This window comes from Carnobacterium sp. TMP28 (assembly GCF_047553015.1).
Taxonomy (GTDB): Bacteria; Bacillota; Bacilli; order Lactobacillales; family Carnobacteriaceae; genus Carnobacterium_A.
In genome coordinates, this window is sequence record NZ_CP180212.1 from 1,365,076 (window position 1) to 1,389,597 (window position 24,522).

24 protein-coding genes are annotated in these 24,522 nt (G+C 32.1%); 4 read left to right on the forward strand and 20 right to left on the reverse strand.

The window, feature by feature from the left end; genetic code table 11:
- Window positions 1-48 precede the first annotated feature (48 nt).
- The 4 genes from ACMHYH_RS06560 to tnpC all read left to right on the forward strand — a co-directional run bounded on the left by ACMHYH_RS06560 (window position 49) and on the right by tnpC (window position 2,274).
- Window positions 49-255, forward strand: coding sequence for a hypothetical protein (locus tag ACMHYH_RS06560; protein ID WP_414838610.1), 207 nt, complete (start codon window positions 49-51; stop codon window positions 253-255).
- 103 nt (window positions 256-358) lie between these two features.
- Window positions 359-481, forward strand: coding sequence for a hypothetical protein (locus ACMHYH_RS06565; protein WP_414838611.1), 123 nt, complete (start codon window positions 359-361; stop codon window positions 479-481).
- Window positions 445-606 (forward strand): IS66 family insertion sequence element accessory protein TnpB, encoded by a 162-nt coding sequence (gene tnpB, locus ACMHYH_RS06570; protein ID WP_414838612.1) that lies wholly within the window; start codon window positions 445-447, stop codon window positions 604-606. Before ACMHYH_RS06565 ends, tnpB begins: the two co-directional genes overlap by 37 nt.
- A gap of 105 nt (window positions 607-711) precedes the next feature.
- Window positions 712-2,274, forward strand: a complete 1,563-nt coding sequence (tnpC, locus tag ACMHYH_RS06575; protein ID WP_414838613.1) for an IS66 family transposase — start codon at window positions 712-714, stop codon at window positions 2,272-2,274.
- A 355-nt stretch (window positions 2,275-2,629) separates the two neighbouring features.
- Here the strand turns inward: tnpC and wecB (ACMHYH_RS06580) are convergent, their stop codons facing one another.
- The 20 genes from wecB (ACMHYH_RS06580) to galE form a co-directional block, all read right to left on the reverse strand.
- Window positions 2,630-3,772, reverse strand: a complete 1,143-nt coding sequence (gene wecB / locus ACMHYH_RS06580; protein ID WP_414838614.1) for a non-hydrolyzing UDP-N-acetylglucosamine 2-epimerase — start codon at window positions 3,770-3,772, stop codon at window positions 2,630-2,632.
- A 94-nt stretch (window positions 3,773-3,866) separates the two neighbouring features.
- On the reverse strand, window positions 3,867-5,090 hold the full coding sequence (locus tag ACMHYH_RS06585; RefSeq protein ID WP_414838615.1) for a nucleotide sugar dehydrogenase: 1,224 nt from the start codon (window positions 5,088-5,090) through the stop codon (window positions 3,867-3,869).
- Window positions 5,091-5,135: 45 nt separating this feature from the next.
- Window positions 5,136-6,389, reverse strand: coding sequence for an oligosaccharide flippase family protein (locus tag ACMHYH_RS06590; protein ID WP_414838616.1), 1,254 nt, complete (start codon window positions 6,387-6,389; stop codon window positions 5,136-5,138).
- Window positions 6,382-7,482 carry a glycosyltransferase gene (locus tag ACMHYH_RS06595; protein WP_414838617.1) on the reverse strand — a complete coding sequence of 367 codons (1,101 nt, stop codon included), beginning with the start codon at window positions 7,480-7,482 and terminating at the stop codon, window positions 6,382-6,384. The genes ACMHYH_RS06590 and ACMHYH_RS06595 overlap by 8 nt, the downstream gene beginning before the upstream one ends.
- A gap of 128 nt (window positions 7,483-7,610) precedes the next feature.
- Window positions 7,611-9,047 (reverse strand): hypothetical protein, encoded by a 1,437-nt coding sequence (locus ACMHYH_RS06600; RefSeq protein WP_414838618.1) that lies wholly within the window; start codon window positions 9,045-9,047, stop codon window positions 7,611-7,613.
- Complete coding sequence (locus ACMHYH_RS06605; protein ID WP_414838619.1) at window positions 9,031-10,086, reverse strand: hypothetical protein; 1,056 nt, start codon at window positions 10,084-10,086, stop codon at window positions 9,031-9,033. Before ACMHYH_RS06605 ends, ACMHYH_RS06600 begins: the two co-directional genes overlap by 17 nt.
- A gap of 61 nt (window positions 10,087-10,147) precedes the next feature.
- On the reverse strand, window positions 10,148-11,011 hold the full coding sequence (locus tag ACMHYH_RS06610) for a glycosyltransferase family 2 protein (protein WP_414838620.1): 864 nt from the start codon (window positions 11,009-11,011) through the stop codon (window positions 10,148-10,150).
- Window positions 11,012-11,035: 24 nt separating this feature from the next.
- Window positions 11,036-12,160: a non-hydrolyzing UDP-N-acetylglucosamine 2-epimerase gene (wecB, locus tag ACMHYH_RS06615; RefSeq protein WP_414838621.1), complete on the reverse strand. Its 1,125-nt coding sequence runs from the start codon at window positions 12,158-12,160 to the stop codon at window positions 11,036-11,038.
- A 1-nt stretch (window position 12,161) separates the two neighbouring features.
- Window positions 12,162-13,271 carry a capsular polysaccharide biosynthesis protein CapF gene (locus ACMHYH_RS06620; RefSeq protein WP_414838622.1) on the reverse strand — a complete coding sequence of 370 codons (1,110 nt, stop codon included), beginning with the start codon at window positions 13,269-13,271 and terminating at the stop codon, window positions 12,162-12,164.
- Window positions 13,246-14,292, reverse strand: a complete 1,047-nt coding sequence (locus ACMHYH_RS06625; protein ID WP_414838623.1) for a polysaccharide biosynthesis protein — start codon at window positions 14,290-14,292, stop codon at window positions 13,246-13,248. Before ACMHYH_RS06625 ends, ACMHYH_RS06620 begins: the two co-directional genes overlap by 26 nt.
- The gene (locus ACMHYH_RS06630; RefSeq protein ID WP_414838624.1) at window positions 14,293-15,531 is read right to left on the reverse strand and encodes a glycosyltransferase family 4 protein; all 1,239 of its coding nucleotides are present in this window, start codon (window positions 15,529-15,531) and stop codon (window positions 14,293-14,295) included.
- A 1-nt stretch (window position 15,532) separates the two neighbouring features.
- Entirely contained in the window at window positions 15,533-16,378 is an 846-nt protein-coding gene (locus tag ACMHYH_RS06635) for an NAD-dependent epimerase/dehydratase family protein (protein WP_414838625.1), read from the reverse strand.
- Window positions 16,375-17,010, reverse strand: a complete 636-nt coding sequence (locus tag ACMHYH_RS06640; RefSeq protein ID WP_414838626.1) for a sugar transferase — start codon at window positions 17,008-17,010, stop codon at window positions 16,375-16,377. The genes ACMHYH_RS06635 and ACMHYH_RS06640 overlap by 4 nt, the downstream gene beginning before the upstream one ends.
- Complete coding sequence (locus tag ACMHYH_RS06645) at window positions 16,991-18,880, reverse strand: polysaccharide biosynthesis protein (protein ID WP_414838627.1); 1,890 nt, start codon at window positions 18,878-18,880, stop codon at window positions 16,991-16,993. The genes ACMHYH_RS06640 and ACMHYH_RS06645 overlap by 20 nt, the downstream gene beginning before the upstream one ends.
- 20 nt (window positions 18,881-18,900) lie before the next feature.
- Entirely contained in the window at window positions 18,901-19,668 is a 768-nt protein-coding gene (locus ACMHYH_RS06650) for a tyrosine-protein phosphatase (RefSeq protein ID WP_414838628.1), read from the reverse strand.
- Window positions 19,669-19,678: 10 nt separating this feature from the next.
- Window positions 19,679-20,377 carry a CpsD/CapB family tyrosine-protein kinase gene (locus ACMHYH_RS06655; protein WP_414838629.1) on the reverse strand — a complete coding sequence of 233 codons (699 nt, stop codon included), beginning with the start codon at window positions 20,375-20,377 and terminating at the stop codon, window positions 19,679-19,681.
- 11 nt (window positions 20,378-20,388) lie between these two features.
- A complete protein-coding gene (locus ACMHYH_RS06660) occupies window positions 20,389-21,126 on the reverse strand; it encodes a YveK family protein (RefSeq protein WP_414838630.1) in 738 nt (245 codons plus the stop codon).
- Between the two features lie 143 nt (window positions 21,127-21,269).
- The gene (gene wecB, locus ACMHYH_RS06665; RefSeq protein WP_414838631.1) at window positions 21,270-22,418 is read right to left on the reverse strand and encodes a non-hydrolyzing UDP-N-acetylglucosamine 2-epimerase; all 1,149 of its coding nucleotides are present in this window, start codon (window positions 22,416-22,418) and stop codon (window positions 21,270-21,272) included.
- A gap of 88 nt (window positions 22,419-22,506) precedes the next feature.
- The gene (gene galU / locus ACMHYH_RS06670) at window positions 22,507-23,391 is read right to left on the reverse strand and encodes a UTP--glucose-1-phosphate uridylyltransferase GalU (protein ID WP_414838632.1); all 885 of its coding nucleotides are present in this window, start codon (window positions 23,389-23,391) and stop codon (window positions 22,507-22,509) included.
- A gap of 86 nt (window positions 23,392-23,477) precedes the next feature.
- Window positions 23,478-24,488, reverse strand: a complete 1,011-nt coding sequence (galE, locus tag ACMHYH_RS06675) for a UDP-glucose 4-epimerase GalE (RefSeq protein ID WP_414838633.1) — start codon at window positions 24,486-24,488, stop codon at window positions 23,478-23,480.
- Between the last annotated feature and the right edge of the window lie 34 nt (window positions 24,489-24,522).

Genomic DNA, 24,522 nt, shown 5'->3' on the forward strand with positions numbered 1-24,522 from the left:
CATGAAAACTCATTGATCCTACCAAGGTAAAGAACGTGTTTATTGTTTGTGGAAAAATGTGATGCTATCTTTAAAAAGGAAAAAGAGTTAGCTGAATTGTCTATTAAGGAGCGTCATTCTAAAAGAAACCAATTCATTAAGCCAAAGATAGATGAATTTTTCGAATGGCTTAGAACGCTTAACCCAATGGTTAAAGGAAAAATTGGCTTTTTGCGGCAACTACCAGTTGTGAGCGCTCAAAAGCTTATATTTTAAGCATTCAAGAAATAGCAAGTAAGCGCCTAATAGAACGGTACCTTTCAAAATACAAAGCCTCTTGTTAAAATTGAACTAATTCAAGTTACAGGAGGTTTTATTAATGAAAGCAAAACAAGATATTGTTCCAGTGGTATTAGCCAATGACTCAAAAGCTCCAACAAATCAGATCTATAAGTCGATGGCTTTGTGCTTTTATACAAAAGACTTGAAAATGGCCGTTTGAACTGGCCGAGAAAACAACAAGAAGTTAAACAATTAACTTCCCAACAATTACGATGGCTACTGGAAGGATTATCTATTGAGCAGAAAGTCACCATACAACCTGCGGTTGAAGGAATCGTAATATAGAAAAACTAGTCTAAAATGGAAAGAAATTTTCCGTTTTAGACTAGTTTTTTTGATAAAAGCCGATTATAATTAATCTATCGAAAAAATGAAAAAGGAGGTTCAGACATGCCAAGAACGTTGGAACAACAATTGGAAAAATCTTTACAGCAAAATGAGTTAATGGCTACAAGTATCATAAAGTTAACCCAACAACTTAAACAGGTAAATGAAGAACTAACTCTTCAACGTGAACAGAACCAGTATCTTCTTAAACAATTATTTGGACGAAAAAAAGAAAGCTTATCTTCTGAAAATATCCACCTTAACCAAACGGATCTTTTTGAAGATGATCCATCTTTTAACTGTCCAGAGCAGACTGGCACCCAAAGCGATGAAGAAATAAACGAAGTAGCGACTATCCGTCGTCATAAGAAAAAAGGGCATCAAAAAGAGAAAATTGCTCACTTACCAGTCGTTGAACACCTATACCGTGAAGAAAATTGCACTTGCCCTCAATGTGCTTCTGCTATGAAAGAAATAGGAAAAGAAATCATACGTGAAGAGGTTGTATACGTTCCTGCTCGTTTAGAGAATCACCGTCATGTTCGCTATTCCTATTCTTGTCAAAATTGTCAGAAAACTGGAGATACGTTTATTATAAAAGCTGAAGTACCAAAAGCTCCGTTAAACGGCTCTTTTGCTTCAGCTTCTTTAATTGCGGAAACTATTTATCAAAAATTCCAACAAAAGGTACCTACCTATCGTCAAGAGTCGCATTGGAAATGGATGAATTTCGAGATTAAACGAACGAATATCTCGAATTGGCATAAAGAGACAGCAGACTATTATTTTGAACCTTTGGTTCAGTTAATGAAGAAGCATCTTTTGAAAGAAGACGTCCTTCACGCAGATGAGACAACGTTTAAAGTGTTGGATAGTGAGCGAACAAAAGATTATGTCTGGCTGTTTAGCACTGGAAGATATGCAGATAAGAAAATACATATCTATCAACATGGGCCATCTCGAAGTAGTGAAGTACCGCTAGCTTTTTTAAAAGGATACCAAGGTTACCTTCATTCTGATGATTTTTCTGCTTACAGTAAACTAATCGATGTAACGTCGGTTGCCTGTTTTGCTCATGTAAGAAGGAAATTTTATGATGCCCTTCCAACTAAAGAAGGAGAAAAGAAAAGTACATCACGTTTAGCCGTTGAAAAATGTGATGCTATCTTTAAAAAGGAAAAAGAGTTAGCTGAGTTGTCTATTGAGGAGCGTCATTCTAAAAGAGACCAATTCATTAAGCCAAAGTTAGATGAATTTTTCGAATGGCTTAGAACGCTTAACCCAATGGTTAAAGGAAAAATTGGGACGGCTATCTCTTATGCTTTGAAACAAGAGACTAAAGTGAAGACTGTTTTAAAAGATGGTCGCTTAGTGCTTACTAATAATTTAGCAGAGCGAGGTATAAAGTCTCTCGTAATGGGAAGAAAAAATTGGCTTTTTGCGGCAACTACTGGAGGTGCGCGTTCAAACGCTTCTATTTTAAGTATTCAAGAAACAGCAAAAGCTAATGGCTTAAATCCACGTAGCTATTTTGACTATCTTCTAACACACCTACCAAATCAAAAAAATATACCCTTGGAGGCCTATTTGCCATGGGCTCCGAAGGTGCAGAAAGACTGTCGTTAAATAAACTAGTTTTGCCAATCCTAAAGACACTTCTAACTATAGAGATGTCCTTTTAAAAATTCTAGGTACCGTTCTATTAGGCGCTTACTGACTATCTTCTAACACACCTACCAAATCAAAAAAAATACACCTTTGGAGGCCTATTTGCCATGGGCTCCAAAGGTGCAGAAAGACTGTCGTTAAATAAACTAGTTTTGCAAATCCTAAGAATACTTCTAACTATAGAAGTATTCTTTTTTAAATTCTAGGTATCTTTCTATTAGGCGCTTATGACGAAAGAACTAATTAAAGGTTAATAATAATAATTTTTCAAACCATTAATCTAAATATATTTTTAGTTTTAAGAAATAAAAACTCAATTAAAATCTAAAGGTCGTTTACTTTCCAAGCCAAATTCATATGCTATTGCATCTAAAATACGTTTAGAAGCAGTACCATCACCATAAGGGTTCTTTGTCTCTGCCATTTTGCGGTAAATATCTTTATCATCTAATAATTCAATCATCGTTGATAAAACATCTTCTGTTTCTGTTCCTACTAATCTTAATGTCCCGGCTGCTACTCCTTCGGGTCGTTCAGTAGTATCACGTAAAACTAGTACTGGCACTCCTAAAGAAGGTGCTTCTTCTTGAACACCACCTGAATCACTCATAATCATATAACTTCTTGCAGCAATATTATGAAAATCAATAACATCTAATGGGTCAATTAGATGTATACGCTCATGATTCCCTAATTCTTTATTAGCTGCTTCTTGTACAATAGGATTTAAATGAATCGGATATACTACTTCTACATCTTTATATTTATCTACAACTTGACGAATCGCACGGAAAACACGCTCCATTGGTTCACCTTGGTTTTCTCTACGGTGCATTGTCATCAATATCAATCGATTCTCTTCTGGTATCTTATCTAATATCTTATGTTTATAATTTTCTACTACAGTTTCTTTTAAAGCATCAATTGCTGTATTTCCAGTAATGTAGAGGTGCTTTGATGAGTGATTCTCTTTTAATAAATTTTCAGCACTTTCTTTAGTTGGTGAGAAATATATATCAGATAATACATCAGTTACCTGGCGATTCATTTCTTCTGGGAAAGGAGAATATTTGTTCCAAGTTCGTAAGCCTGCTTCAACATGTCCGACTTTTATCTGATTATAAAATGCTGATATTCCTGCAGCAAAGGTAGTTGTCGTATCTCCATGAACTAGGACTATATCTGGTTTAACTTCCGTCATTACATCTTCTAAACCAATCAATACATTTGCAGTAATTTGAGCTAATGATTGTCTGTCCTTCATTACATCTAAGTCATAATCCGGTTTAATATTAAAAATTTTTAAAACTTGATCTAGCATCTGTCTATGTTGCGCTGTTACTGTAACAATAGATTCAAATCTATCTGGTTGACGCTCTAGTTCAAGAACGAGAGGTGCCATTTTAATCGCTTCAGGACGGGTTCCAAAGATTGTCATTACTTTTATTTTTTTCATTTCCTACATCCTCATATTCATATTTTAAAATATTTATAAACTAATATAAAGGGAAGCAAAGTCCTTTTACCTATTTTAATAATAGTATATGTTTCTATAAGTAGTTTACTATACTATTTTTCAGTACTTTTTGAGTGTCTAATATAATTTTACCAGCTAGTTTTTCTTCGTTATTAAGTATATGAGTATGTGAAACCATAACTATTACCAAATCAACTTCACTTAAAAATTCTTCGAAATTAGTATATTGGTTGTCTATTATTATAGTATCAATCATTGGATCATAGACTTTTAAACCTGAAGATAAGTGTTCTTTCATTTTTTCAAGTAGTTGTAGTGATGGGCTCTCTCTTACGTCATCTACATCCTGTTTATACGTCAACCCATAAATACCCACTCTAGATAAATCAGTCATTCCTTTTTCTTTCATAATCGTATTAACACGTTCTAATACAAATTCAGGCATTGAATCATTTGTATGACGCGCAGTTAATATTAGATTAGTAAGTCCTGGGTAGTCTCCTACTAAGAACCATGGATCTACAGAAATACAGTGTCCACCTACACCTGGTCCAGGATTCAAAATATTTACTCGTGGATGTTTATTAGCAATACGAATAATTTCATATACATCTAAATCATCAGAACGACATATTTTTGTTAATTCATTTGCAAATGCAATATTAATATCACGAAATGTATTCTCTACTACTTTTGTCATTTCAGCTGTACGTATGTCTGTAATAACAATTTCAGATTCACAAAAAGATTCATAAATAGCTTTCACTTTTTCTCCAACTTCAACACTATCAGCACCAATTGTACGAGAATTATGACGTAATTCATAAATCATATTTCCAGGAAGTATCCGCTCAGGAGCATGGACTAAATGAATATCTTCTCCCAACACAAACCCTTTATCTTGAATTATCGGTCTTACAAATGCATCTATAGTTCCAGGTGAAACAGTAGATTCAATAGCAACGACAGCACCTTTATCACAAATTTCCATAACACTCTTTACTGCCGAAATAATATAAGAAGGGTCAATTTTTTTTGAAGCCTTTATATATGGCGTTGGTACCGTAATAATATACATACTTGACTTAATATACTCACTCGTAAATATTATTTCTTTTTTAATTGCTTCTGAATAAAGTTCTTCAATCCCTATTTCCTCAAATGGGATTCGTCCGTTTTGTAATGACGCTACTAATTTTTTATTAAAATCTGTTCCTACAATTTTATGCCCACTTGAAGCCAACATAAGTGCAGTTGGTAATCCAATATAACCTAGCCCAATAACGTTAATTTCCATAATATAACAATCCTTTCTTTTATCTAATATATTTATTAATAAAAATTATTTACTTATTTTGTACATATAGCCAATCATAACAGAATAGATAAGTACATAAATAAATGAAATTAACGAAAAGAAAATTTCTATCTTAAAATTTAATAACGATGTGATCATATAAACGACTAATTCAAGAAATAATATTCCTATTTGAAATTTTAATTCTACACTTTGTTTAGAAGATATGATAAAGGCAGTTGTTAGCGACTCTGCAATAAGCCTAATTGCAAACATCGGTGCTAATATTCTAACATATAACCCAGCTGCTTCCCATTGTCTACCAAAAACTAATGAAAAAATACTTGGTGCTGTTAAAGCAATAAAAATCATAACTGGTATTATCAAACATGTCAGTGCTATTGTTGTTTTCAAAAAAATGTTTTTATAGTTTCCGTTATTTTTTTTTTCTTTTGTTGCTTCTTCATAAAAAACTCTTGCTATATTAGCACTGATAACTGAAAATGGTATACCGAATACTCTATAAGATATAGAATATAATCCTAATACTTTAGCTGAATACATAGATTTAATAAAAATATTAATACTCGAATATATCGAAGTACTTACCAATGCTGACAAAGCATTATATCTTGGTTGATTTATATATTTAATAAAAGTCTCACTTAGTTCTTTTTTAGTAGTTTCAAAAATTTCTTTTTTATTAATCCATAAGTTAGTTGATTGTTTTTTTATACCAGCCATATTTCCAGTTATTTGTGAAATAGATAAACCAAAAACACCTAAATTTAAAATACCTACTAAAATAATCATTGTATTGCTAACAATAGCCTTTAAAATTGTCACTTTAGAGATTAACTTATATAAAGATTCTCTATTATTATATGCTACTAGAATATTATTTACCCCATAAGATAATAATAAAATAAAGACTATTACTGTTACAAATAATAAATTATAACCAACATAATCATTCCTCAAAACTAATAATCCATATACTAAACTTAATATTATACTTAAGGTAAAAGAAATAATAAAAGATAAAAATATTACAGAATTAGCTTCTTTTTCATTTTCAGAAGAAACTATTATCATATCATATTTTAAACATATGATAGGACCAAATAAAGATACTGCTGTTGTAATTATTGTATACATTCCCAATTCTGTTGGTGTAAAGAGCCTTGTTGTAAATGGTGATATTGCCATTGAAATAACTTGTGCTATAATCGAACCACTTGCTAGTAGGGATATATTTTTAACATATCTACTACTAAGCATTTTTTTTAACTTATTCATTTTTAATACCTATATCCAATAATTCTTTAAGAATATGCTTAGCAACTTCTTCATTATTTATTTCTGGTGAAATATTTATTATATAATCAGATACTTGCTTTTTATAGTAATCTAAATTATTTGTTATGTTAACGATTCCTTTAACAAAAGAATCATCAGCTATTCCAACTTTATTTTCTAAACAAAAATTCTTTAATGGAAGATTTTCAGTTGTAACAATTGGTATACCTTCTGCTAAATATTCGTATATTTTTCCAGAGGCACAATAAAAATTATTCAAATCATTTTGATGATAACTAACTATCCCTAGATCAGATTGTCTTAATAAATAACGTAATTCATCCATTGGAACTTTACCTAGTAAAACAACATTGTTTATTTTTTTTTCTAACATTATTTTTTCTATTGCTTCTCTATCTTTAATAGTGCCTTCACCTACAATATATAAACCAATATCATTAGAAATATTTTCCATTGAAGTTATCAATTCAGCCGTCTTTCTAGAAAGAGAAAAACCTCCAGTATTAATTATATTATATTTATAGTTGAATAAGTCATGATACTTTATTTGCAATGTTTTTTCATCATAATTACCATTTAGAAATCTAATATTTTCAAATATGACAGGTATTTTTTTCAACTTATAATGTTCAAACATTATTTGAGCCCTATATTTATTTGCACATAAAACAATATCTGCTTTTTTCATACTTTTAGTTTCAAAAAAGCTAAATAATTTACCAGTTGTATTTTTGATATCTCTATAAAAGTATAACTCTCTTACATCTTGAATAACATATTTAGGTCTGTATAAATGTTTTATTATCATCCCAGGTATTGTCGAAAACATATTATCTAATAATAATATATCAAAACCATTCATCTCTTTAGCTGTTTTTAAAGATTTAACAATAAATCTTATATAATTTTTTAATCCTAAATGTTTATTTTTACTTAATAAATATTTCTTATTACTCTCATTTTTTGTAAAACATACTACTCTTTTTTGTCCTAACTTTGAAGCAATATTGCACAACTCATTTAATCTGCCATCAAATTCTTTAATACCAAATGAAAGAACTAGTACTTTCATAAAATAACCTCCTTTTTATTAATAATTTAATAAGTTTTTTTCTATTATTTATTATTTTTTATATTTTATTAAATAACTTTTAGTTATAAAAATATTTGACTTTAGTAGTTGTTGTACTATATATTTGCTTACTTAAATTGTAATAATGTTTTATCTTTTATACTATTTCCTGATAGTTTAGCAACTCTAAAGAGTAGACCACCTGTACAGAGCATTATTGTTATTTGATTAATTAGTGCAGGAGTGTTAGCTGTCAAGTTGATAGCTACTCTAATAAACAAATAAGCCCACATATATGACATCTCATAGGAATTAGATGATGTCATTTTTCTTTCAAAAAAAACTGATATTATTATATTTACTATTGAAAATAACGGTGTTAAAAGTATACCAAAATACAAGTAACTATATGCAGTTGATGATATTACATGACCTGTTTTTTGAAAGCCATTATACAAGTAGTTATTAAAAATTTCTGAGGTTACAGTACCTATGTTTTTTATAAAAAAACTTATTGGCACTATTGAACGTGACAAATCAAATATAAAATTTTCGATACCGAGGTGCACAGTATTTTTAAATTCTATAATTACTGCTAAGTCTTGCGGTCCTTGGAAATAACTTTGTAACGTACTCGATAGAGAACTAATGTCAAATTGTGAGTTTCTTATCGCATTCGCGTAAGAGCTATATGCAACAGCATTAGATATCTTATATATACTCATAAACGATAAAATAATTAGTGCAACCCCAGCAATTATAAATATAATTTTCTTTGTTTTCTTGGGGTAGATGCGTGTCAATATCCATATAGAACAAAATGCCGAAAATACTTGCCCAGATCTACGTTCCCCAGTAATTATACCTACATTAATAATTGCAAATATAAGTGAAATATAAAAATAAAAATTTTCTTTTTTATATTCATATTTTTTTGAAAAATATGAAACAGCACATAAAAATAATAATATCATTGATATCATTATTATTTGTTGAGTTATAACAACAGGAGTATCTGTTATGTCTCCAATTCTTACATCGCCTGTTAATGGAACAATAAAAAAATGAAATAACTTCACTGATCGACTTACAAAAAAATATAAAATTAAAGAGAAAAATAAGAATGATGTATAGATGTACCTATTACCTTCTATTCTCATTATTTTTTTCACTTTTACTTTTTTCTTTAAAGAAAAAAAATACATTACTAATGTCGTAGAAAATATATCAAAAATCATTAATATTGTAGCTAATCTAATCGAGCTTATAGTAGGATTTAAAAAATTTGTTCCATTATTTTCACCAGCCATAGCAATAATAGGGGGCATTACTATAAATCGAATAGACTGGACCATGATAAATATAAATGTTGTTAACGGGACATATGAATCTTTTATATTTAATTTACCAAAAGTAAAAAGAAAAATAATACAAAAAAATAAAGGAAATAATAATATTAACTCATAGCCATTTTTAATATTATTATAAAAATTTAGTGTAACTACAAAACTTATAGCTGCAGATATAAAAAAAAATATATTTATAAAATTAAACTTTATCTTCATAATTACCCTCTTTCTTTATTAATAGACTTTCTAATTTTTCTTCGAAAATTCTATTTTCTATATTAATTTGTTTAATTTTTTTAAAACATTCATTTTCAAAATCATCAAAATTCATGGCGTGATACCAATTGAATAATCTATCTCCCAGATTATTATAATCAGCGTTGAAAGAAAACGATATCTTATTTGAAACTTTTTCCATATATGTATCTTTGTATACTAATAATGGCTTTCTTAAATATATCGAATAATAATATTTAATAGATACAGCTGTATCTAAAGCCAAGTTATTAAAACCATACAAATTATTGATTATATCTGCTTTATTCAATAATTCTGATGTACGACTAACTTCGAAACTACCTATAAATTCAACATTTTCTATTCTTTTTTTTATAGTATAATCTTCTAATTTTTCTGAACCAATTCCAAAAAATTGTATAATAAATCTACTATCATTTGCTAGTTCATTAATTAACTTTAAATCATTTTCATAAAATCTAACATTGCCTATAAAACATATCCTCAATGGTTGAGTACAATCAACAAATTCCTTATTAAATTGTGCTTTTTCTATTATTTGCTTATTTACGCTATGCATTCGAATGTAATTAAACTCTGGTAAAAACTTTTTAAACCCATACGAAGAAATAGTTGAAAATGAACTGTTATTTAAAACAATTTTAAGTAATTTTTTTTTGAAATAGTTATTTAAATTTGCGTAATCTCTAATATTAACTATATATTTTTCTCTAAAGTGTATTAATAATATATCAAAAAATAACAAAGCTGTTTCAGTGCCCCAAGTGATAATCAAATCATATTTATTCTGCAACAATTTTTTTTTAGCAAATTTTCTAAAGCTAAAATATTTAATTAGTTTTTTTTGTTTAGACCAATCTTTTTCTATTTTTAATTCGAATTTATATAGATTTTTAGCATCACTCTCTTCATTTTCTATATATTTATCAATATAAATAATATCATAATCTATATTTTTACTTTTTAAATAATATAGATAGGGAGCTGCACCCGTCATATGTTTAATATTAACAGTACTTAGTACACATATTTTCATATTTTTGGTTCCTTTCATTGCATTACTTTAAACTACCAACATCACTTATTTTAGTATTATTTTTTTTTGCTTCAAATATTTTGGCATCTACCAATACTCTATACCAGTAAGCTTGAAGAAATGCATAATAATATCCTTCTTTTCCATCTAGAAAACCTTTTTTTATAATATATCTATACAAAAAATAAGTTAGCCCTCTTATTCCTTGAGGCATTTTATAATATATTTTATATTTTAATAATCTTCTTGCTTTTGCAGAGAAATCTAAGTTCGTATAATTTATTTTTTCATTCTCAAAATCTAAATAATCTTTTGCGGCTCTTGTAGCATACCAGTTGTGTTTTGATATCCAGTAAGTCAAATCTCTATAATCATTATGTTCTGAAATAGACTTCATTTCAATAGACTTACCATCGGATAAAACTATCTGTTCATCCATTGATCTTGTTTCCATAAATGCATGATCTTTTTTAAAAATACATAATTTCTTAAATGGATAGGTACCACCATGTTTTAACTTTCTTCCCAAAAAATTTACTTCAAGCTTAAAAATCAAACCATTAATATCTGTATTTTTATTTTCAGAACATAATTTGTTAATTTCTATAGAAGATTCTTCTGTTAATCTTTCGTCAGCGTCAAAACGGAAAATCCATTGTGTCGTTATATCTGTATTATCTAGTGCAAACTGGAATTGTTTGCCATAATTTAAAAATTCGTTCTGATATACTTCAGCACCTAATGATTTGGCGATACTAACTGTTAAATCAGAACTAAAACTGTCCATTACTATAATTCGTTTTGAAATACTTTTTACAGATTCAATACATTTTTTTATGTTTAGTTCTTCATTTTTTGTCAAAATAATCGTAGTTAAATCAGCCATATCATCTTCCATCCTATCTTTCTTTTATTCTCCCCATACTTTTCTATTAATATAATCGGTATAAGAAATTAGTATACGTAATATTTTATCAGATACGTTTGCTTTATTATAATCTTGTACTATTTCTAGAGTTTCTTTGGTTTGAGACTCTAGTATCAATATACCTTGCATGACTCTCTCTTTTTTTAAACCCACCAACATAACAGCGGCTTCTTCCATCGCTTCTGGTCGTTCATGTGCTTGACGTATATTTAATGCCCTAAATCGAAGTATAGAAGCCTCTTCGCTTATAGTACCGCTATCACTCATAACTAGCTTAGATGAAACCTGTAGTTTATTATAATCATTAAAACCAAGAGGCTTTATCAATTGAATGTGTTTATTAAATATAATATTTTTTTCTTCTATCATTTTCCTAGTTCTTGGATGTGTACTAACAATAATCGGTAAGTTATATTTATTAGCAATTGTATTTAATGTGTCTACTAAGTCTATAAAGTTTTCTTCAGAACTTATATTTTCTTCACGATGAGCGGAAACAACAAAATATTCGTTTTCTTTCAAATTTAATTTTTCAAGTATTTTAGAGTTTTTTATATCTTTATTTCTAGAATTTAATACTTCATACATTGGACTTCCAGTTTTTATGATACTATCCGCAGATATTCCTTCTGCTAATAAATATTCTCTGGCAATATCACTATAAGTTAAATTGATATCCGCTGTATGATCAACAATTTTACGGTTCGTCTCTTCCGGTACTCTTTGATCAAAACAACGATTACCTGCTTCCATATGAAATATAGGGATATGTCGTCTCTTAGCAGCGATGGCACACAAACAGCTATTTGTATCACCTAATACTAAAAAGGCATCCGGACTTACTTCCTCCATAATAGGATCAATCTTAACTAAAATATTGCCTATTGTTTCTACAGCTGTTCCAATTGCCGCATTTAAGAAATAATCAGGTTTCCTTAAACTAAAGTCCTTAAAGAATACTTCATTTAACTCATAGTCATAATTTTGTCCTGTATGAACTAATATGTGCTCAACAGCCTCTGATTCTTCTAGTTTTTTTATAACTGCAGATAAACGAATAATTTCAGGTCTTGTACCTACTACAGTCATAACTTTTAATTTTTTCATATTATACCTCCACATAATAAGTATCTGGGTTATTCGAATCAAAAACTTCATTTACCCACATCACTGTAACCAAATCTTTTTTTCCAATATTCACAATTGAGTGTGTATACCCAGCAGGTATATCAACTACTTCTAATTTTTCTCCAGTAACATTATATTCAATAATTTCATTAGAGTTTAGCTTCCTGAAGCGTATTTGACCTTCTCCACTTACGACTAAAAATTTCTCGTTTTTTGTATGGTGCCAATGGTTTCCTTTAGTAATTCCAGGCTTAGAAACATTAATTGAAACTTGACCACTATCAGACGTTTTTATAAACTCTGTAAAAGATCCTCTTTGATCAACATTCATTTTTAAATCATAAGAGAACTTATTTCCTGGTAAAAAGCTTAAATAAGTACTATACAATTTTTTAGTCAGTTCGTTTTCCATATTTGGAACGATTAAATTAAAACGACTCTCTTTAAAGCTTTTAATTAAAGATGCTACCTCACCAAGAGTAGTCTCATACTCTGTGGGTATTTTATAAAAATCCCCACTTATTTGAGTTTTATTTTTTATAGCTAATATAAATTCTTTTACAACATCATCAATATAACATAGAGTCAGCTTTGCTTCTGGGTCGTTTACATGAATATCGATATCTCTAGCAATATTATGACAAAAAGTAGCCACCACTGTATTATAATTGGGTTGACTCCATTTTCCAAATAAATTCGCTAAACGGTAAACAAATACCTTAGCTCCAGTTTCTTTTTCATAATCAACTAGTAAGTTTTCACCTGCACGTTTACTTATCCCATATGGATTATCTTTGTTAGCTTGGATAGATGAAGTAATAAGTATTGGAGCTTTGTTATTATTTTTTTTTAGCATTTGTAATAAATCAGAAGTAAATCCATAATTACCTTGCATAAATTCTTTTTCGTTTTTTGGACGATTTACCCCAGCTAAATGGAAAACAAAATCACATTTTTTGGTAAATTCTTCTAATGAATTTTCATCTGTGTTTCTATCAAATTCTAATATATCTTTGTATCCTTGATTATTCAATTCCGCGATTAAGTTTTTCCCTACAAATCCATTAGATCCGGTTACCAATATTTGCATACGGAGACCCCCAGCCAATTAATGCTTCTTGAATTTCATCTAATTTTAACAATTTTTCTATTAGTTGATCAACTGTAAGTTGATCTGTATTATCTGAGTTGTACTCATCAATATGTACAGCATCCACATTTCCTTCTTCAAAGAATTTACTATAATTTAAATCTCTTTTATCCGAAGGAACTCTATAAAACCCCCCCATATCAATCGAGTGCGCAGCTTCTTCTTTAGTTAATAAAGATTCATACATCTTTTCGCCATGTCTAATTCCAATCACTTCTACAGGTACATCGGTATTAAATATTTTTTGCAATGCTTTTATTAAAGTATCTATTGTACTTGCAGGAGCTTTCTGAACCATAATATCTCCTTGTTGAGCATTATGAAAAGCAAAGACAACTAAGTCTACCGCTTCTTCTAAACTCATCATAAATCGAGTCATACTTGATTCAGTGACCGTCAATGACTTACCTGTTTTTAGTTGCTCAACGAACAATGGAATGACGCTCCCTCTAGAAGCCATCACGTTACCATATCTCGTACCACAAATTAGTGTTTGTTCTGGACTAACATTACGCGATTTAGCAACAAAGACTTTTTCCATCATCGCTTTAGAAGTTCCCATTGCATTGATAGGATAAGCTGCCTTATCTGTAGATAAACAAATGACTTTTTTTACTCCTGATTCGATGGCAGCGTTGAGTACATTATCCGTTCCGATTACATTCGTTTTTACTGCTTCCATTGGAAAAAACTCGCAAGAAGGAACTTGTTTCAATGCGGCAGAATGAAAGACAAAATCAACGTTATACATAACATTACGTATGCTATCAGGATCTCTTACATCACCAATAAAAAATTTAATTTTGGGATTGTTGTACTTTTTGCGCATATCATCTTGTTTTTTTTCATCTCTTGAGAAAATACGTATTTCTTTAATATCACTATTTAAAAATTTTTTTAATACTGCATTCCCGAAAGATCCTGTACCTCCTGTTATTAATAATACTTTATCTTCAAACATTTATTTATCCTCCAATATAGATCTCATCATTTCTACATATTTCAAAGTAGCTTTTTTAGTAGTATGCTTCTTTACATATACCTTTCTTGCATTTCTTCCTGCCATTACTCTCTTAGCTGGGTAACCATTAAGCTCTACTATAGCATTTACTAAACCTTTAACGTCGCCTACTTCAATTCCATAGCCTGCTTTATTATTAACAATATCCTGAGAAATATCTGTGTCTTTATCCATTATAGCAATTATCGGTTTTCCATTCATCATATAACTATATGTCTTACTTGGAACAGCTAGACCTTCTAATCCACTTTCCAAAGAGACTATAAATATGTCACTTATGTTAAGAGCATCTTGAAAATCTGTTCCATGAAGAAAATCATAAATAAATACATTTTTTAACGATTTATTTTCGACAGTATCTTTTAATTCACTTACTTTACTTCCATGTCCTGCAAATAAAAATGAAATTTCTGTATTATCTTTAAAAAATTTAATTGCATCTATTAATGTATTCAAATCTTGTGCAATTCCCATATTCCCTAGATAAGAAATTATAAGTTTTTCCTTAGGATACATTTCTTTAAATAGCTTATTAGCATATGATATTTCAACATCTTTATCTGGTTGATCTTCATACCAATTCGGTATGACAGCTATTTGATTTTCCCTTAACTGATTTCTATTAGATAAAAGGTACTTTTTCATATCATATGAGAGTGCCACTACTTTGTTTATATTTTTATATAATGAAGTGTTAACGAGATTCATTACTTTACTTATCACTCCTTTTTCACTAATTGCACCTGTTTTTATAGCAATTTCTGGATATATGTCATAACAAACAAAAACTATCTCAGTATTAAAAAGTTTATTAGCTATAGCAGCTACAATAGGTAATATAGGAGGATTAGAATACACTATAAGTAATTTATATTTTTTGATTTCTTTAAGATTTAATAGTACTGAAACTGTAAATGATAAGTAATTTATTAATCTTCCTAATATATTACTTCGCTTCATCTGAATATATTTAAGTCTTTTAATTTCAATTTCTTCATATTTATCAGTTAGAGGCACTTTTCCATTATTATTATACTCATTTGGAAATCCACATAAAACTCCTACGTTCATTCCAGATTCACTTAATGCTTTTGCAGTATCGAAAGGAAGAGTAGCTGAAGATATATACTCCGGATAAAAGAACTGACACAAGAAAAGTATATCTTTTTTCTCTTGCATATCATACCTCCTTAATATTTTCAGTTAGTTTGATGGACTCTTTGAAAGATACCGTATCTATTTTGTTAGCTATTTCCATATCGTAAACTAAATCACCAAACACCTTATTTATAATACCTATATTTAACTTATTTATTAAAAAACTGAATTGCTTAGGTATAAATAACTTTTTCTCATGAACCTCAGCAATTAATTTAACCATCTCACTAGTATTAACGTAATATTTATTTTGTGGAAGATATAATCCATGGCTAGCTGAAGCAATTATTTGTTTGATAATATCTGATAAATTATCTATATATATCATACTGCGCTTATTATTAACATCTGGAAATATAGGAGTTTTTAAAGATAAGCTCGCTAATTTTGGGTAATTACCTTTACATCCTTTACCATAAACCATAGGTGGCCGGAGGATTGCAACAATAAATGAACTACTTTCCAATGTAATGATTAGATCTTCTGCTTCAATTTTAGATTTACCATATGCACTAGTTGGTCGTAAAGGTGTATCTTTGTTAATTACTCCATTATCTAAACCATAAACACTCATTGAACTTAAAAATATAAATTGCTTTACACCATCTGATTTAGCTTTTTTTGCAACCTTATACGCTAAATCTCTATTCACTTTATAGTAAAGTTCATTATTTTCTTTGCTCTCTTTAATATGTGCAATTCCCGCTACATGGAAAACCACGTCATATTGATTAAAATTTTTATCTTTCCATGAGCTATCTTTAACACTAATAGAGTCAACTAAGTAGTCATCTGGCTCTTTCATTAACCAATTCTCTAGAGATGTTCCTATGTAACTATTTTCACCAGTTATAAGCACTCTTTTCATCTCATAAAGTTCTCCTTTTTTTTAGTATCATTTTCCATGTTCTCTTTAGTTCCACCTTCAACTACGCCATCCGATTTTAATATACTTAGAATTGTCCCTACAAAACACTTAACATCAAATAGGAAACTCAACTTATCTACATATTCTCCATCCAACGCAGATTTTCTTTGAATAGATAACTCATCTCGACCATTTATTTGCGCCCAACCTGTTAGTCCAGGATAAATATCGTTCGCATTATATTTATCTCTTTCTTTTATTAGATCATATTGATTCCATAGTGCGGGTCTTGGACCAATAATACTCATTTGACCTTTTATAATATTAATCATCTGAGGTAGTTCATCTAAGCTCGTTTTTCTCAATACCTTCCCTACACGCGTAATAAATAAATCGGGATCATCTAATAGATGAGTTGGGACATCATCAGGCGTATCGATTTTCATTGTCCGAAACTTATAAATTTTAAATAGTTTATTATTCTTACCAACTCGTTCTTGTTTAAATAAAACGGGTCCTTTTGAATCTAGTTTTATTGCAACAATAATAATTAGAAATACAGGTGATAGAATAATTAATCCTATTAAAGCTAAAAAGAAATCAAGCCAGCGTTTAACATACTTGGTGTACATCGGTAAACTCTCCTTCAGTACTTATTTTTTTTGAAGTGATTTCTTCTGTATCGATATTAAATGAGTCATTCTTTTCATTCGCAAAAGCTACGATTTCTGTTCTCAATTCTTCAATCGTGCAATCATTCAAATGTTCCACGAATTCCATTACTTTATCGACTGCCATATCGGTTACTTTGCCAACAAATATCTTTTCAAAAACTTGTTCTGTTGTTTTTTCACTATCAATCATCAGTTCTTCATATAATTTTTCACCTGGTCGAATCCCAGCTTCAGTGATTTGGATTTCTTTTTCAGTAAAACCACTTAATTTAACGACTTTTTTAGCTAGGTCAACAATCTTAACGGGTTCTCCCATATCCAAAATGAAGATTTCGCCACCTTGCGCTAAAGCTCCTGCTTGGATAACCAAACGACTCGCTTCCGGAATGGTCATAAAGTAACGCGTCATTCGAAAGTCTGTAACCGTTACGGGACCACCGTTCCTAATTTGCTCTTTAAACAAAGGCACAACACTTCCACGACTACCCAAGACATTTCCAAAACGCACAGCTGCGAACTTTGTTTTTCCTGGTTCATTTAAACCCGTGACAATCATTTCTGCAATCCGCTTCGTTGCGCCCATGACATTAGGAGGATTAACCGCTTTGTCCGTTGAAATCATCACAAAGTTCCCAACTCCAGCAGCTTTTGCAGCTTCAGCCATATTTTTTGTCCCATAAATATTATTCTTCACCGCTTCACGCGGATTGTATTCCATCATCGGCACATGCTTATGCGCTGCTGCATGGTAGACTCGTGCTGGTTGATACTCTTCCATAATATGAAAAATCCGTTTACGGTCACGAATATCTGCGATGATAGGCACAATCTCAATTGTTTTCCCAAACGCATTCTTTAACTCTTTGTCAATCAGATAGATAGAGTTTTCACCATGGCCTAATAAAATGATTCGTGCTGGTGAGAAACGCGCTATTTGACGGCAAATTTCGGAACCAATGGATCCACCGGCACCACTGACTAAAATCGTTTTACCGACTAATTTAGTTGAAATTTGTTTCATATCTAATGTTACTTCTGCACGTCCCAACAAATCAACGACATCGATTTCTCTAAACTGACTAACAGATAATTTACCTTGTAAGACATCTTCAATAGAAGGCATCTGGTTGACCGTTACCTCTACTTGGTTACATAGATCTAAGATCCGTTCGTATTCTTTGGGATCTAATGAGGGAATCGCAATCGTTACTTGTTCTACATGGTATTGTTTCACTAACAATGGAATATCGGCTATCTGGCCTAACACACGGATATCGTATAACAGCATATTGTGTTTAGATGCGTCATCATCTACTATACCTACTAACTTAACATCCGTATCATTTCGTTTTAAACTTCGAATTAAAATACTGCCACCATGTCCCGCACCAATAACTAGCGTGGGAATCTGACGTTCAATCCGATGACTATTTAATTTACGGTAATGATGCTCGTGATAAATGCGCCAGCCAATGCGACTTCCCATAATGAAGAAGACTGAAAATAAATAACCGAGTAAAATAAATCGAAAGCTAACCGTTTGCCTCATGACTAAAAAAATACTGGCCGATAAAATATAGGCAGTCGTCACACAAACCCCAATGGTTAACGATTCTTTAATACTCGTGAAGCGATTAATTTTAGAGAATAAATTAAAATAAAAGGCTAACGTTAAATAAATAACAATAATTAGACCAACAAGTACGGTTAAGTTCTCAAAAGATAGCCCTATGTATGGATTTAAAAAGTAGTAAGTCATGATAGCTGATACTACAATAGCCAGGCTGTCGTATCCTATTAAAATACTTCTTTTTATTGTTCTACTCATTACTATCCCTTCTTTCTTTATCAAAATATTCCTAGAAATTTTGCTTTTTTAATTTCAGTTGGCAAAGCGGGACTAATCTGTTCACCATTAATTAGGTCCTTGGTTACTTGTTTAAAATTCATGACTCTTTCTTTACCAAACTCTTTTTCTAACTTTTGATAAGCATCCTTCATATGAAAAGAACGCGTTGCAACATTATGTGCATCGGAAGCAATCAAATGAACTAGGTTCGCAGCGATTAATTCTTTACTAAACTGCTGGATTTTTTTCCCAAAAGTTCCTACATAACTTCCTGCTGTTACTTGCGCTAAAGCCCCTTTTTGAATCAAATTCAGGAGAATATCTGGATCTTTCAGTAACGCATGGTTTCGTTCTGGATGAACGATAATTGGCGTTACACCTGTTTTTTGTAAATTAAAAAATAAAGAGTCCGTATATGCGGGAACTGTCGCAGTCGGGAACTCAATCATAAGGTACTGGTTGTCTTCATCAATAAATTGAATCCTGCCTTCGGCAATATCTTGCATCAACTCGCCAACAATCCGGACTTCTTGCCCTGCAAATAGCGTTAAGGGAATCCCTCTATCATCTAATTCTTTTTGAACTAGCTTGACAGCTTGTACAATCGCCTCTTTTTCGTTTGTCCAACGGCCGTTTTTATAGTGAGGGGTCGCCAAGACATGAGTTATGCCTTCAGCGACAGCTAAACGAGCCATCGCAATAGAGTCCTCTAATGTTTTTGCACCATCATCGATGCCAGGTAGGATGTGACAATGCAAATCAATCATATGAACGCTCCTATTCTCCGTAGTAATGGTAGTACGTGTCTTGTGCTAATTCTACGCGATTAAAGATGACACCAATTATGTTAGCATGCACCATCGCTAGTAATTCTTTTGATTTTTTTACCATTTCTTTGTCTGCTACACCTTTATTAACCACAAAAAGTGTGCCATCTACTTTACTAGCCATAACTTGTGCATCTGTTACCGCAATAACTGGTGGTGTATCAAAAATAATCAAATCAAAAATTTCTTCTAGTTCTTTAATAAGCAGTGTCATTTTATTAGAAGCTAACAGTTCTGAAGGATTCGGTGGAATAATACCACTGGTAATAATGTACAACCCTTCGGTTGGCATCCGATGAGCAATGTCTTTGATTGCTGCATCTTTTTCTGTTAACAACGTCGTTAACCCATCTTGATTGGGCAATTTAAACGTTTTGTGAACAGTTGGTTTGCGCATATCTGCATCTACTAATAAAACACGCTTGCCTTGCATTGCCATCGTAACCGCTAAGTTAGCAGAAACCGTTGATTTCCCTGCTCCTGGAGCAGCTGATGTTACCAATAATGTTTTTAATTCCTTGTCCACCATTGAAAATTGAATGTTTGTCCGAATGGTTCTGAATTGTTCTGCTATAACCGAACTCGGTCGAGTCAAGGTAATTAAACTAGGTCGTTCGATAGTTGTTTTTATTTTTTTGTTTTTAAACATCTTTTCACCTCTTAGACTCTACTCTGAGTTCTTTTCTTATTTTTTTGTTTAAATGTCTCTAGCTTAGATTCCAACTCATCGCGTGTCATTTCAGAAACGCTGCCTAGAATTGGCCAGCCAACTTCTTCTGTGATAAAGCGCTCATCACGAATTGATTTATCCATAAACTCTAATAAAAAGGCTACTCCAACACCAAGCATTAGACCAACCAATAACCCAATGACTAGGTTTAGCAGGTTATTAGGTGAAATTTGATTTTCATTTGGGATAGCTTCAGAAATAATCGTCACGTTTTCAACGTTCATAATGTTGCCAATTTCATTTTGAAACGTCATTGTTACTTCATTCGCTATCTCAGCTGCTGTAACCGGACTAACATCCGTTACCTTTAAAGAGAAGACTTGGGAGTTATCTTGAGTCAAAATCTCAATTTTTTCTGCTAGTTGAGCAGGAGTTAGGTCAGATGTCAACTTTTTGCTGACAGGATCTAAGATAACCGGCCCTTTGATAATATCTTTATATGTATTAATCATTTGCACATTTGTGTTGATATCCGTTAACTGAATCCCTTCAGTTGATTCTGTTTTACGATTGACTAATAGTTGAGCTGTTGAACTGTATTGTGGTGTTGCAATAAAGAAAGTGAAGATGGCTGCTGCTAATAGCATCACTAATCCAGCACTTGCTATCAATGTCTTTCTTTTCTTTAAAATAGCGAACAATTCCACTAAACTGATTTCTTCTTCCATTGTTTCCTCCTACAAAATCTTTTTAATTGTTTGTTTTTTTCCTTTAAATTATGACTCTGCAATTATAGCATAATACATAGATGTTTTGTTATTTAATTTTTAAATAAGCTAGCATTTCCTTTTTTGTCTAGTTTTATCCTTCTTTATTTGTTCTTAAAATTTTCTGGTCTTTCCTTATTTTGGCCAAATTCATATGCTAAAACATCTAAGATACGCTTAGCAGCTGTGCCATCGCCATAAGGATTGTTTGCTGCTGCCATTTTTTTATGTATCTCAGCATTGTCTAACACTTGTTTCATGGCATCTAAGACGTCTTCCGTTTTTGTTCCGACTAGTTTCAAGGTCCCAGCAGCAACGCCTTCTGGACGTTCAGTCGTCTCTCTCAATACCAGTACCGGCACACCTAATGATGGTGCTTCTTCTTGGACTCCACCTGAATCACTCATAATAAAATAACTTTTAGCTGCAATGTTATGAAAATCAATCACATCTAAAGGGTTAATCAGATGAATGCGCGGATGATTGCCTAATTCTTTAGCTGCTAATTCTTGCACGACAGGATTTAACTGAACAGGATAAACCACTTCTATGTCAGGATAAGTATCGACAACTTTTCGAACAGCTTTAAAGACCCGTTCCATTGGCTCACCTTGATTTTCTCTGCGGTGCATAGTCAGTAAGATTAAACGATTGTCTTCTGATAGTTTATCTAGCACATCGTGGTGATAATTTGTCTGGATGGTTTCTTTGAGTGCATCGATGGCTGTATTCCCAGTAATATAAATATGTTCTTCAGAATGATTTTCTTTCAACAAATTTGCAACACTTTCTTTGGTTGGAGCAAAATAAAGATCAGATAAAACATCGGTCACTTGGCGATTCATTTCTTCTGGAAAAGGCGACTGCTTATTCCAAGTCCTAAGTCCTGCCTCTACATGACCAACTTTTATTTGATTGTAAAAAGCAGATAATCCTGCTGCAAAAGTAGTTGTTGTATCCCCATGGACTAAGACGATATCGGGCCGTTCTTTTTTCATCACGTCTTCCATCCCTATTAAGACATTCGCTGTAATTTGAGCTAGTGTTTGTCGCTCTTTCATCACATCTAAATCGTAATCTGGTTGAATAGCAAAAATAGCTAACACTTGATCAAGCATTTGTCGGTGTTGAGCGGTTACTACAACAACTGATTCAAATTGGTCTGAACGCCGCTTCAATTCTAAAACGACTGGTGCCATTTTAATGGCTTCCGGTCTTGTTCCAAAGACAGTCATGACTTTTATTTTTTTCATCTGAATACGCCCTTTCTCTAACATTGTTTTAGCTAGATACCTTAAAAAGCAAAGCATAACCCATCAGACATTGGTTATGCTTTCTTTTTTATTTTGTTTCTCGTAATTCTTTGCTTAGTTGAATCAAGTAGTGTTTTAAGTTGTCTTTTACTTCAGGGTGTTCTAAACCATATTCAATACTGGTAGTCATGTAACCAAATTTATCTCCGACATCGTAGCGGATGCCTTTGTATTCATGAGCCAATACTTTTTGCGTTTTATTTAACGCTTCAATGGCATCCGTTAGTTGGACTTCATTGCCCGCACCTGGTTCTTGTTTTTCTAGCATCTCAAAAATCTCAGGCGTTAATAAGTAACGGCCAATAATCGCTAAGTCACTTGGCGCATCTTCAGCTTTTGGCTTTTCAACAAACTGATTTACTTCATATAATCCTTCTGCTAGCTTTTTAGCTGGGTCAACAATACCATACTTTGACGTTTCTTCATACGGTACACGCATCGTTGCTAGTACTGACGAGCCAGTTTCTTCATACCGGTTCATCAACTGCTTTGTTAAGGGTATCTCGTCTTTCATCATATCATCGCCTAATAAAACGATAAACGGCTCGTTCCCGACAAAACTTTTTGCATGTAAGACCGCGTCGCCTAACCCTTTAGGATAAGATTGACGAATGAAATGCAATTTAATTTTAGTCGTACTCTCTATTAGCTTTAACAAGTCCCATTTTTCTTTACTAACTAAATTTTGTTCCAATTCAAAATTCGAATCAAAATGATCTTCAATCGAACGTTTAGCTCTTCCCGTTACAACCAGTATTTCTTCAATCCCTGATTCAATCGCTTCTTCTACGATAAATTGAATCGTTGGTTTATCCACGATTGGCAACATTTCTTTAGCCATTGCTTTTGTTGCTGGTAAAAAACGTGTTCCCAATCCAGCTGCTGGGATGACAGCTTTTCTAACTTTTTGCATGTGAGCTCCTCCAATAAGTATCTTATGTAAAAAAAGACAGTTGGCAAAGTTGCCAACGCCTTTTTTCTATTCTAATCGTTGATTGGTTAGTCGTAGCCTATCGGATTTTCTGATTGCCACTTCCATGAATCACGACACATTTCCTTTAGGTCGTGTGTTGCTGTCCAGTGCAATTCTTTAGCTGCTTTTGTCGCATCAGAATAACACGTACCAATATCTCCTGGACGTCTTTCCATCATCGTATAGGGAACTTTTTGACCAGTTGCTTCTTCGAAATTGTTGACAACATCTAAGACGCTATAGCCCATACCTGTCCCTAAGTTATACGCTTGGATTTCTTGTGTTTCTAAAACTTTTTCAACGGCTTTTAAGTGGCCTTTGGCTAGGTCAACAACGTGAATGTAATCCCGTACACCTGTACCATCTGGTGTGTCATAATCGTTACCAAAAACACTTAATGCTTCACGTTTGCCAACCGCTACTTGTGTGATAAAAGGCATCAAATTATTGGGGATACCATTTGGATCTTCGCCGATACGACCACTTTCGTGTGCACCAATCGGATTGAAGTAACGCAATAACGCAATACTCCAAGTATTATCGGCTTTATAGACGTCTTGTAAGATTTGTTCAATCATCATTTTAGTTGTGCCATACGGATTAGTTGTGCTTAATGGCAAGTCTTCTGTTAAGGGGGAAGTATTGTTCATCCCGTATACTGTAGCAGAAGAACTAAAGACCATTTTCTTCACGTTGTATTGCTGCATTAACTCCGCTAAGACAAACGTCCCCGTTAAGTTGTTGTGGTAATAGCTTAATGGCTTCGCAACTGATTCGCCCACTGCTTTATAACCCGCAAAATGAATCACAGCTTCTAGGTCATAAGCTTGGAAGACTTTTTCAAGTGCTGGCTTGTCTAGGATGTTCACTTCATGGAAACTAAAGACTTTTCCAGTAATTTCTTTGATGCGATTTAATACTTCTGGTTTGCTATTTGAATAGTCGTCTACTATCACGACTTCATAGCCTGCATTTAACAATTCTACGGTTGTGTGGCTTCCGATGTATCCGGCACCACCTGTAACGAGTATAGCCATTTAAACGCTCCTCTGATTTGTATTTATTTGTATT

Excerpts from the sequence above, each read along its gene's own strand:
- ACMHYH_RS06585 (WP_414838615.1), bottom strand. The coding sequence starts at position 5,090 with ATGGAAATTAACGTTATTGGGCTAGGTTATATTGGATTACCAACTGCA.
- tnpC (WP_414838613.1), top strand. The coding sequence starts at position 712 with ATGCCAAGAACGTTGGAACAACAATTGGAAAAATCTTTACAGCAAAAT.
- ACMHYH_RS06595 (WP_414838617.1), bottom strand. The coding sequence starts at position 7,482 with ATGAAAGTACTAGTTCTTTCATTTGGTATTAAAGAATTTGATGGCAGA.
- ACMHYH_RS06565 (WP_414838611.1), top strand. The coding sequence starts at position 359 with ATGAAAGCAAAACAAGATATTGTTCCAGTGGTATTAGCCAATGACTCA.
- ACMHYH_RS06590 (WP_414838616.1), bottom strand. The coding sequence starts at position 6,389 with ATGAATAAGTTAAAAAAAATGCTTAGTAGTAGATATGTTAAAAATATA.
- ACMHYH_RS06640 (WP_414838626.1), bottom strand. The coding sequence starts at position 17,010 with ATGTACACCAAGTATGTTAAACGCTGGCTTGATTTCTTTTTAGCTTTA.
- ACMHYH_RS06605 (WP_414838619.1), bottom strand. The coding sequence starts at position 10,086 with ATGACGGGTGCAGCTCCCTATCTATATTATTTAAAAAGTAAAAATATA.
- ACMHYH_RS06655 (WP_414838629.1), bottom strand. The coding sequence starts at position 20,377 with ATGTTTAAAAACAAAAAAATAAAAACAACTATCGAACGACCTAGTTTA.
- ACMHYH_RS06650 (WP_414838628.1), bottom strand. The coding sequence starts at position 19,668 with ATGATTGATTTGCATTGTCACATCCTACCTGGCATCGATGATGGTGCA.
- wecB (WP_414838631.1), bottom strand. The coding sequence starts at position 22,418 with ATGAAAAAAATAAAAGTCATGACTGTCTTTGGAACAAGACCGGAAGCC.
- galU (WP_414838632.1), bottom strand. The coding sequence starts at position 23,391 with ATGCAAAAAGTTAGAAAAGCTGTCATCCCAGCAGCTGGATTGGGAACA.
- ACMHYH_RS06625 (WP_414838623.1), bottom strand. The coding sequence starts at position 14,292 with ATGTTTGAAGATAAAGTATTATTAATAACAGGAGGTACAGGATCTTTC.
- ACMHYH_RS06630 (WP_414838624.1), bottom strand. The coding sequence starts at position 15,531 with ATGCAAGAGAAAAAAGATATACTTTTCTTGTGTCAGTTCTTTTATCCG.
- galE (WP_414838633.1), bottom strand. The coding sequence starts at position 24,488 with ATGGCTATACTCGTTACAGGTGGTGCCGGATACATCGGAAGCCACACA.
- ACMHYH_RS06635 (WP_414838625.1), bottom strand. The coding sequence starts at position 16,378 with ATGAAAAGAGTGCTTATAACTGGTGAAAATAGTTACATAGGAACATCT.
- ACMHYH_RS06645 (WP_414838627.1), bottom strand. The coding sequence starts at position 18,880 with ATGAGTAGAACAATAAAAAGAAGTATTTTAATAGGATACGACAGCCTG.
- ACMHYH_RS06600 (WP_414838618.1), bottom strand. The coding sequence starts at position 9,047 with ATGAAGATAAAGTTTAATTTTATAAATATATTTTTTTTTATATCTGCA.
- ACMHYH_RS06660 (WP_414838630.1), bottom strand. The coding sequence starts at position 21,126 with ATGGAAGAAGAAATCAGTTTAGTGGAATTGTTCGCTATTTTAAAGAAA.
- wecB (WP_414838614.1), bottom strand. The coding sequence starts at position 3,772 with ATGAAAAAAATAAAAGTAATGACAATCTTTGGAACCCGTCCTGAAGCG.
- ACMHYH_RS06620 (WP_414838622.1), bottom strand. The coding sequence starts at position 13,271 with ATGCAAATATTGGTAACCGGATCTAATGGATTTGTAGGGAAAAACTTA.
- wecB (WP_414838621.1), bottom strand. The coding sequence starts at position 12,160 with ATGAAAAAATTAAAAGTTATGACTGTAGTAGGTACAAGACCTGAAATT.
- ACMHYH_RS06610 (WP_414838620.1), bottom strand. The coding sequence starts at position 11,011 with ATGGCTGATTTAACTACGATTATTTTGACAAAAAATGAAGAACTAAAC.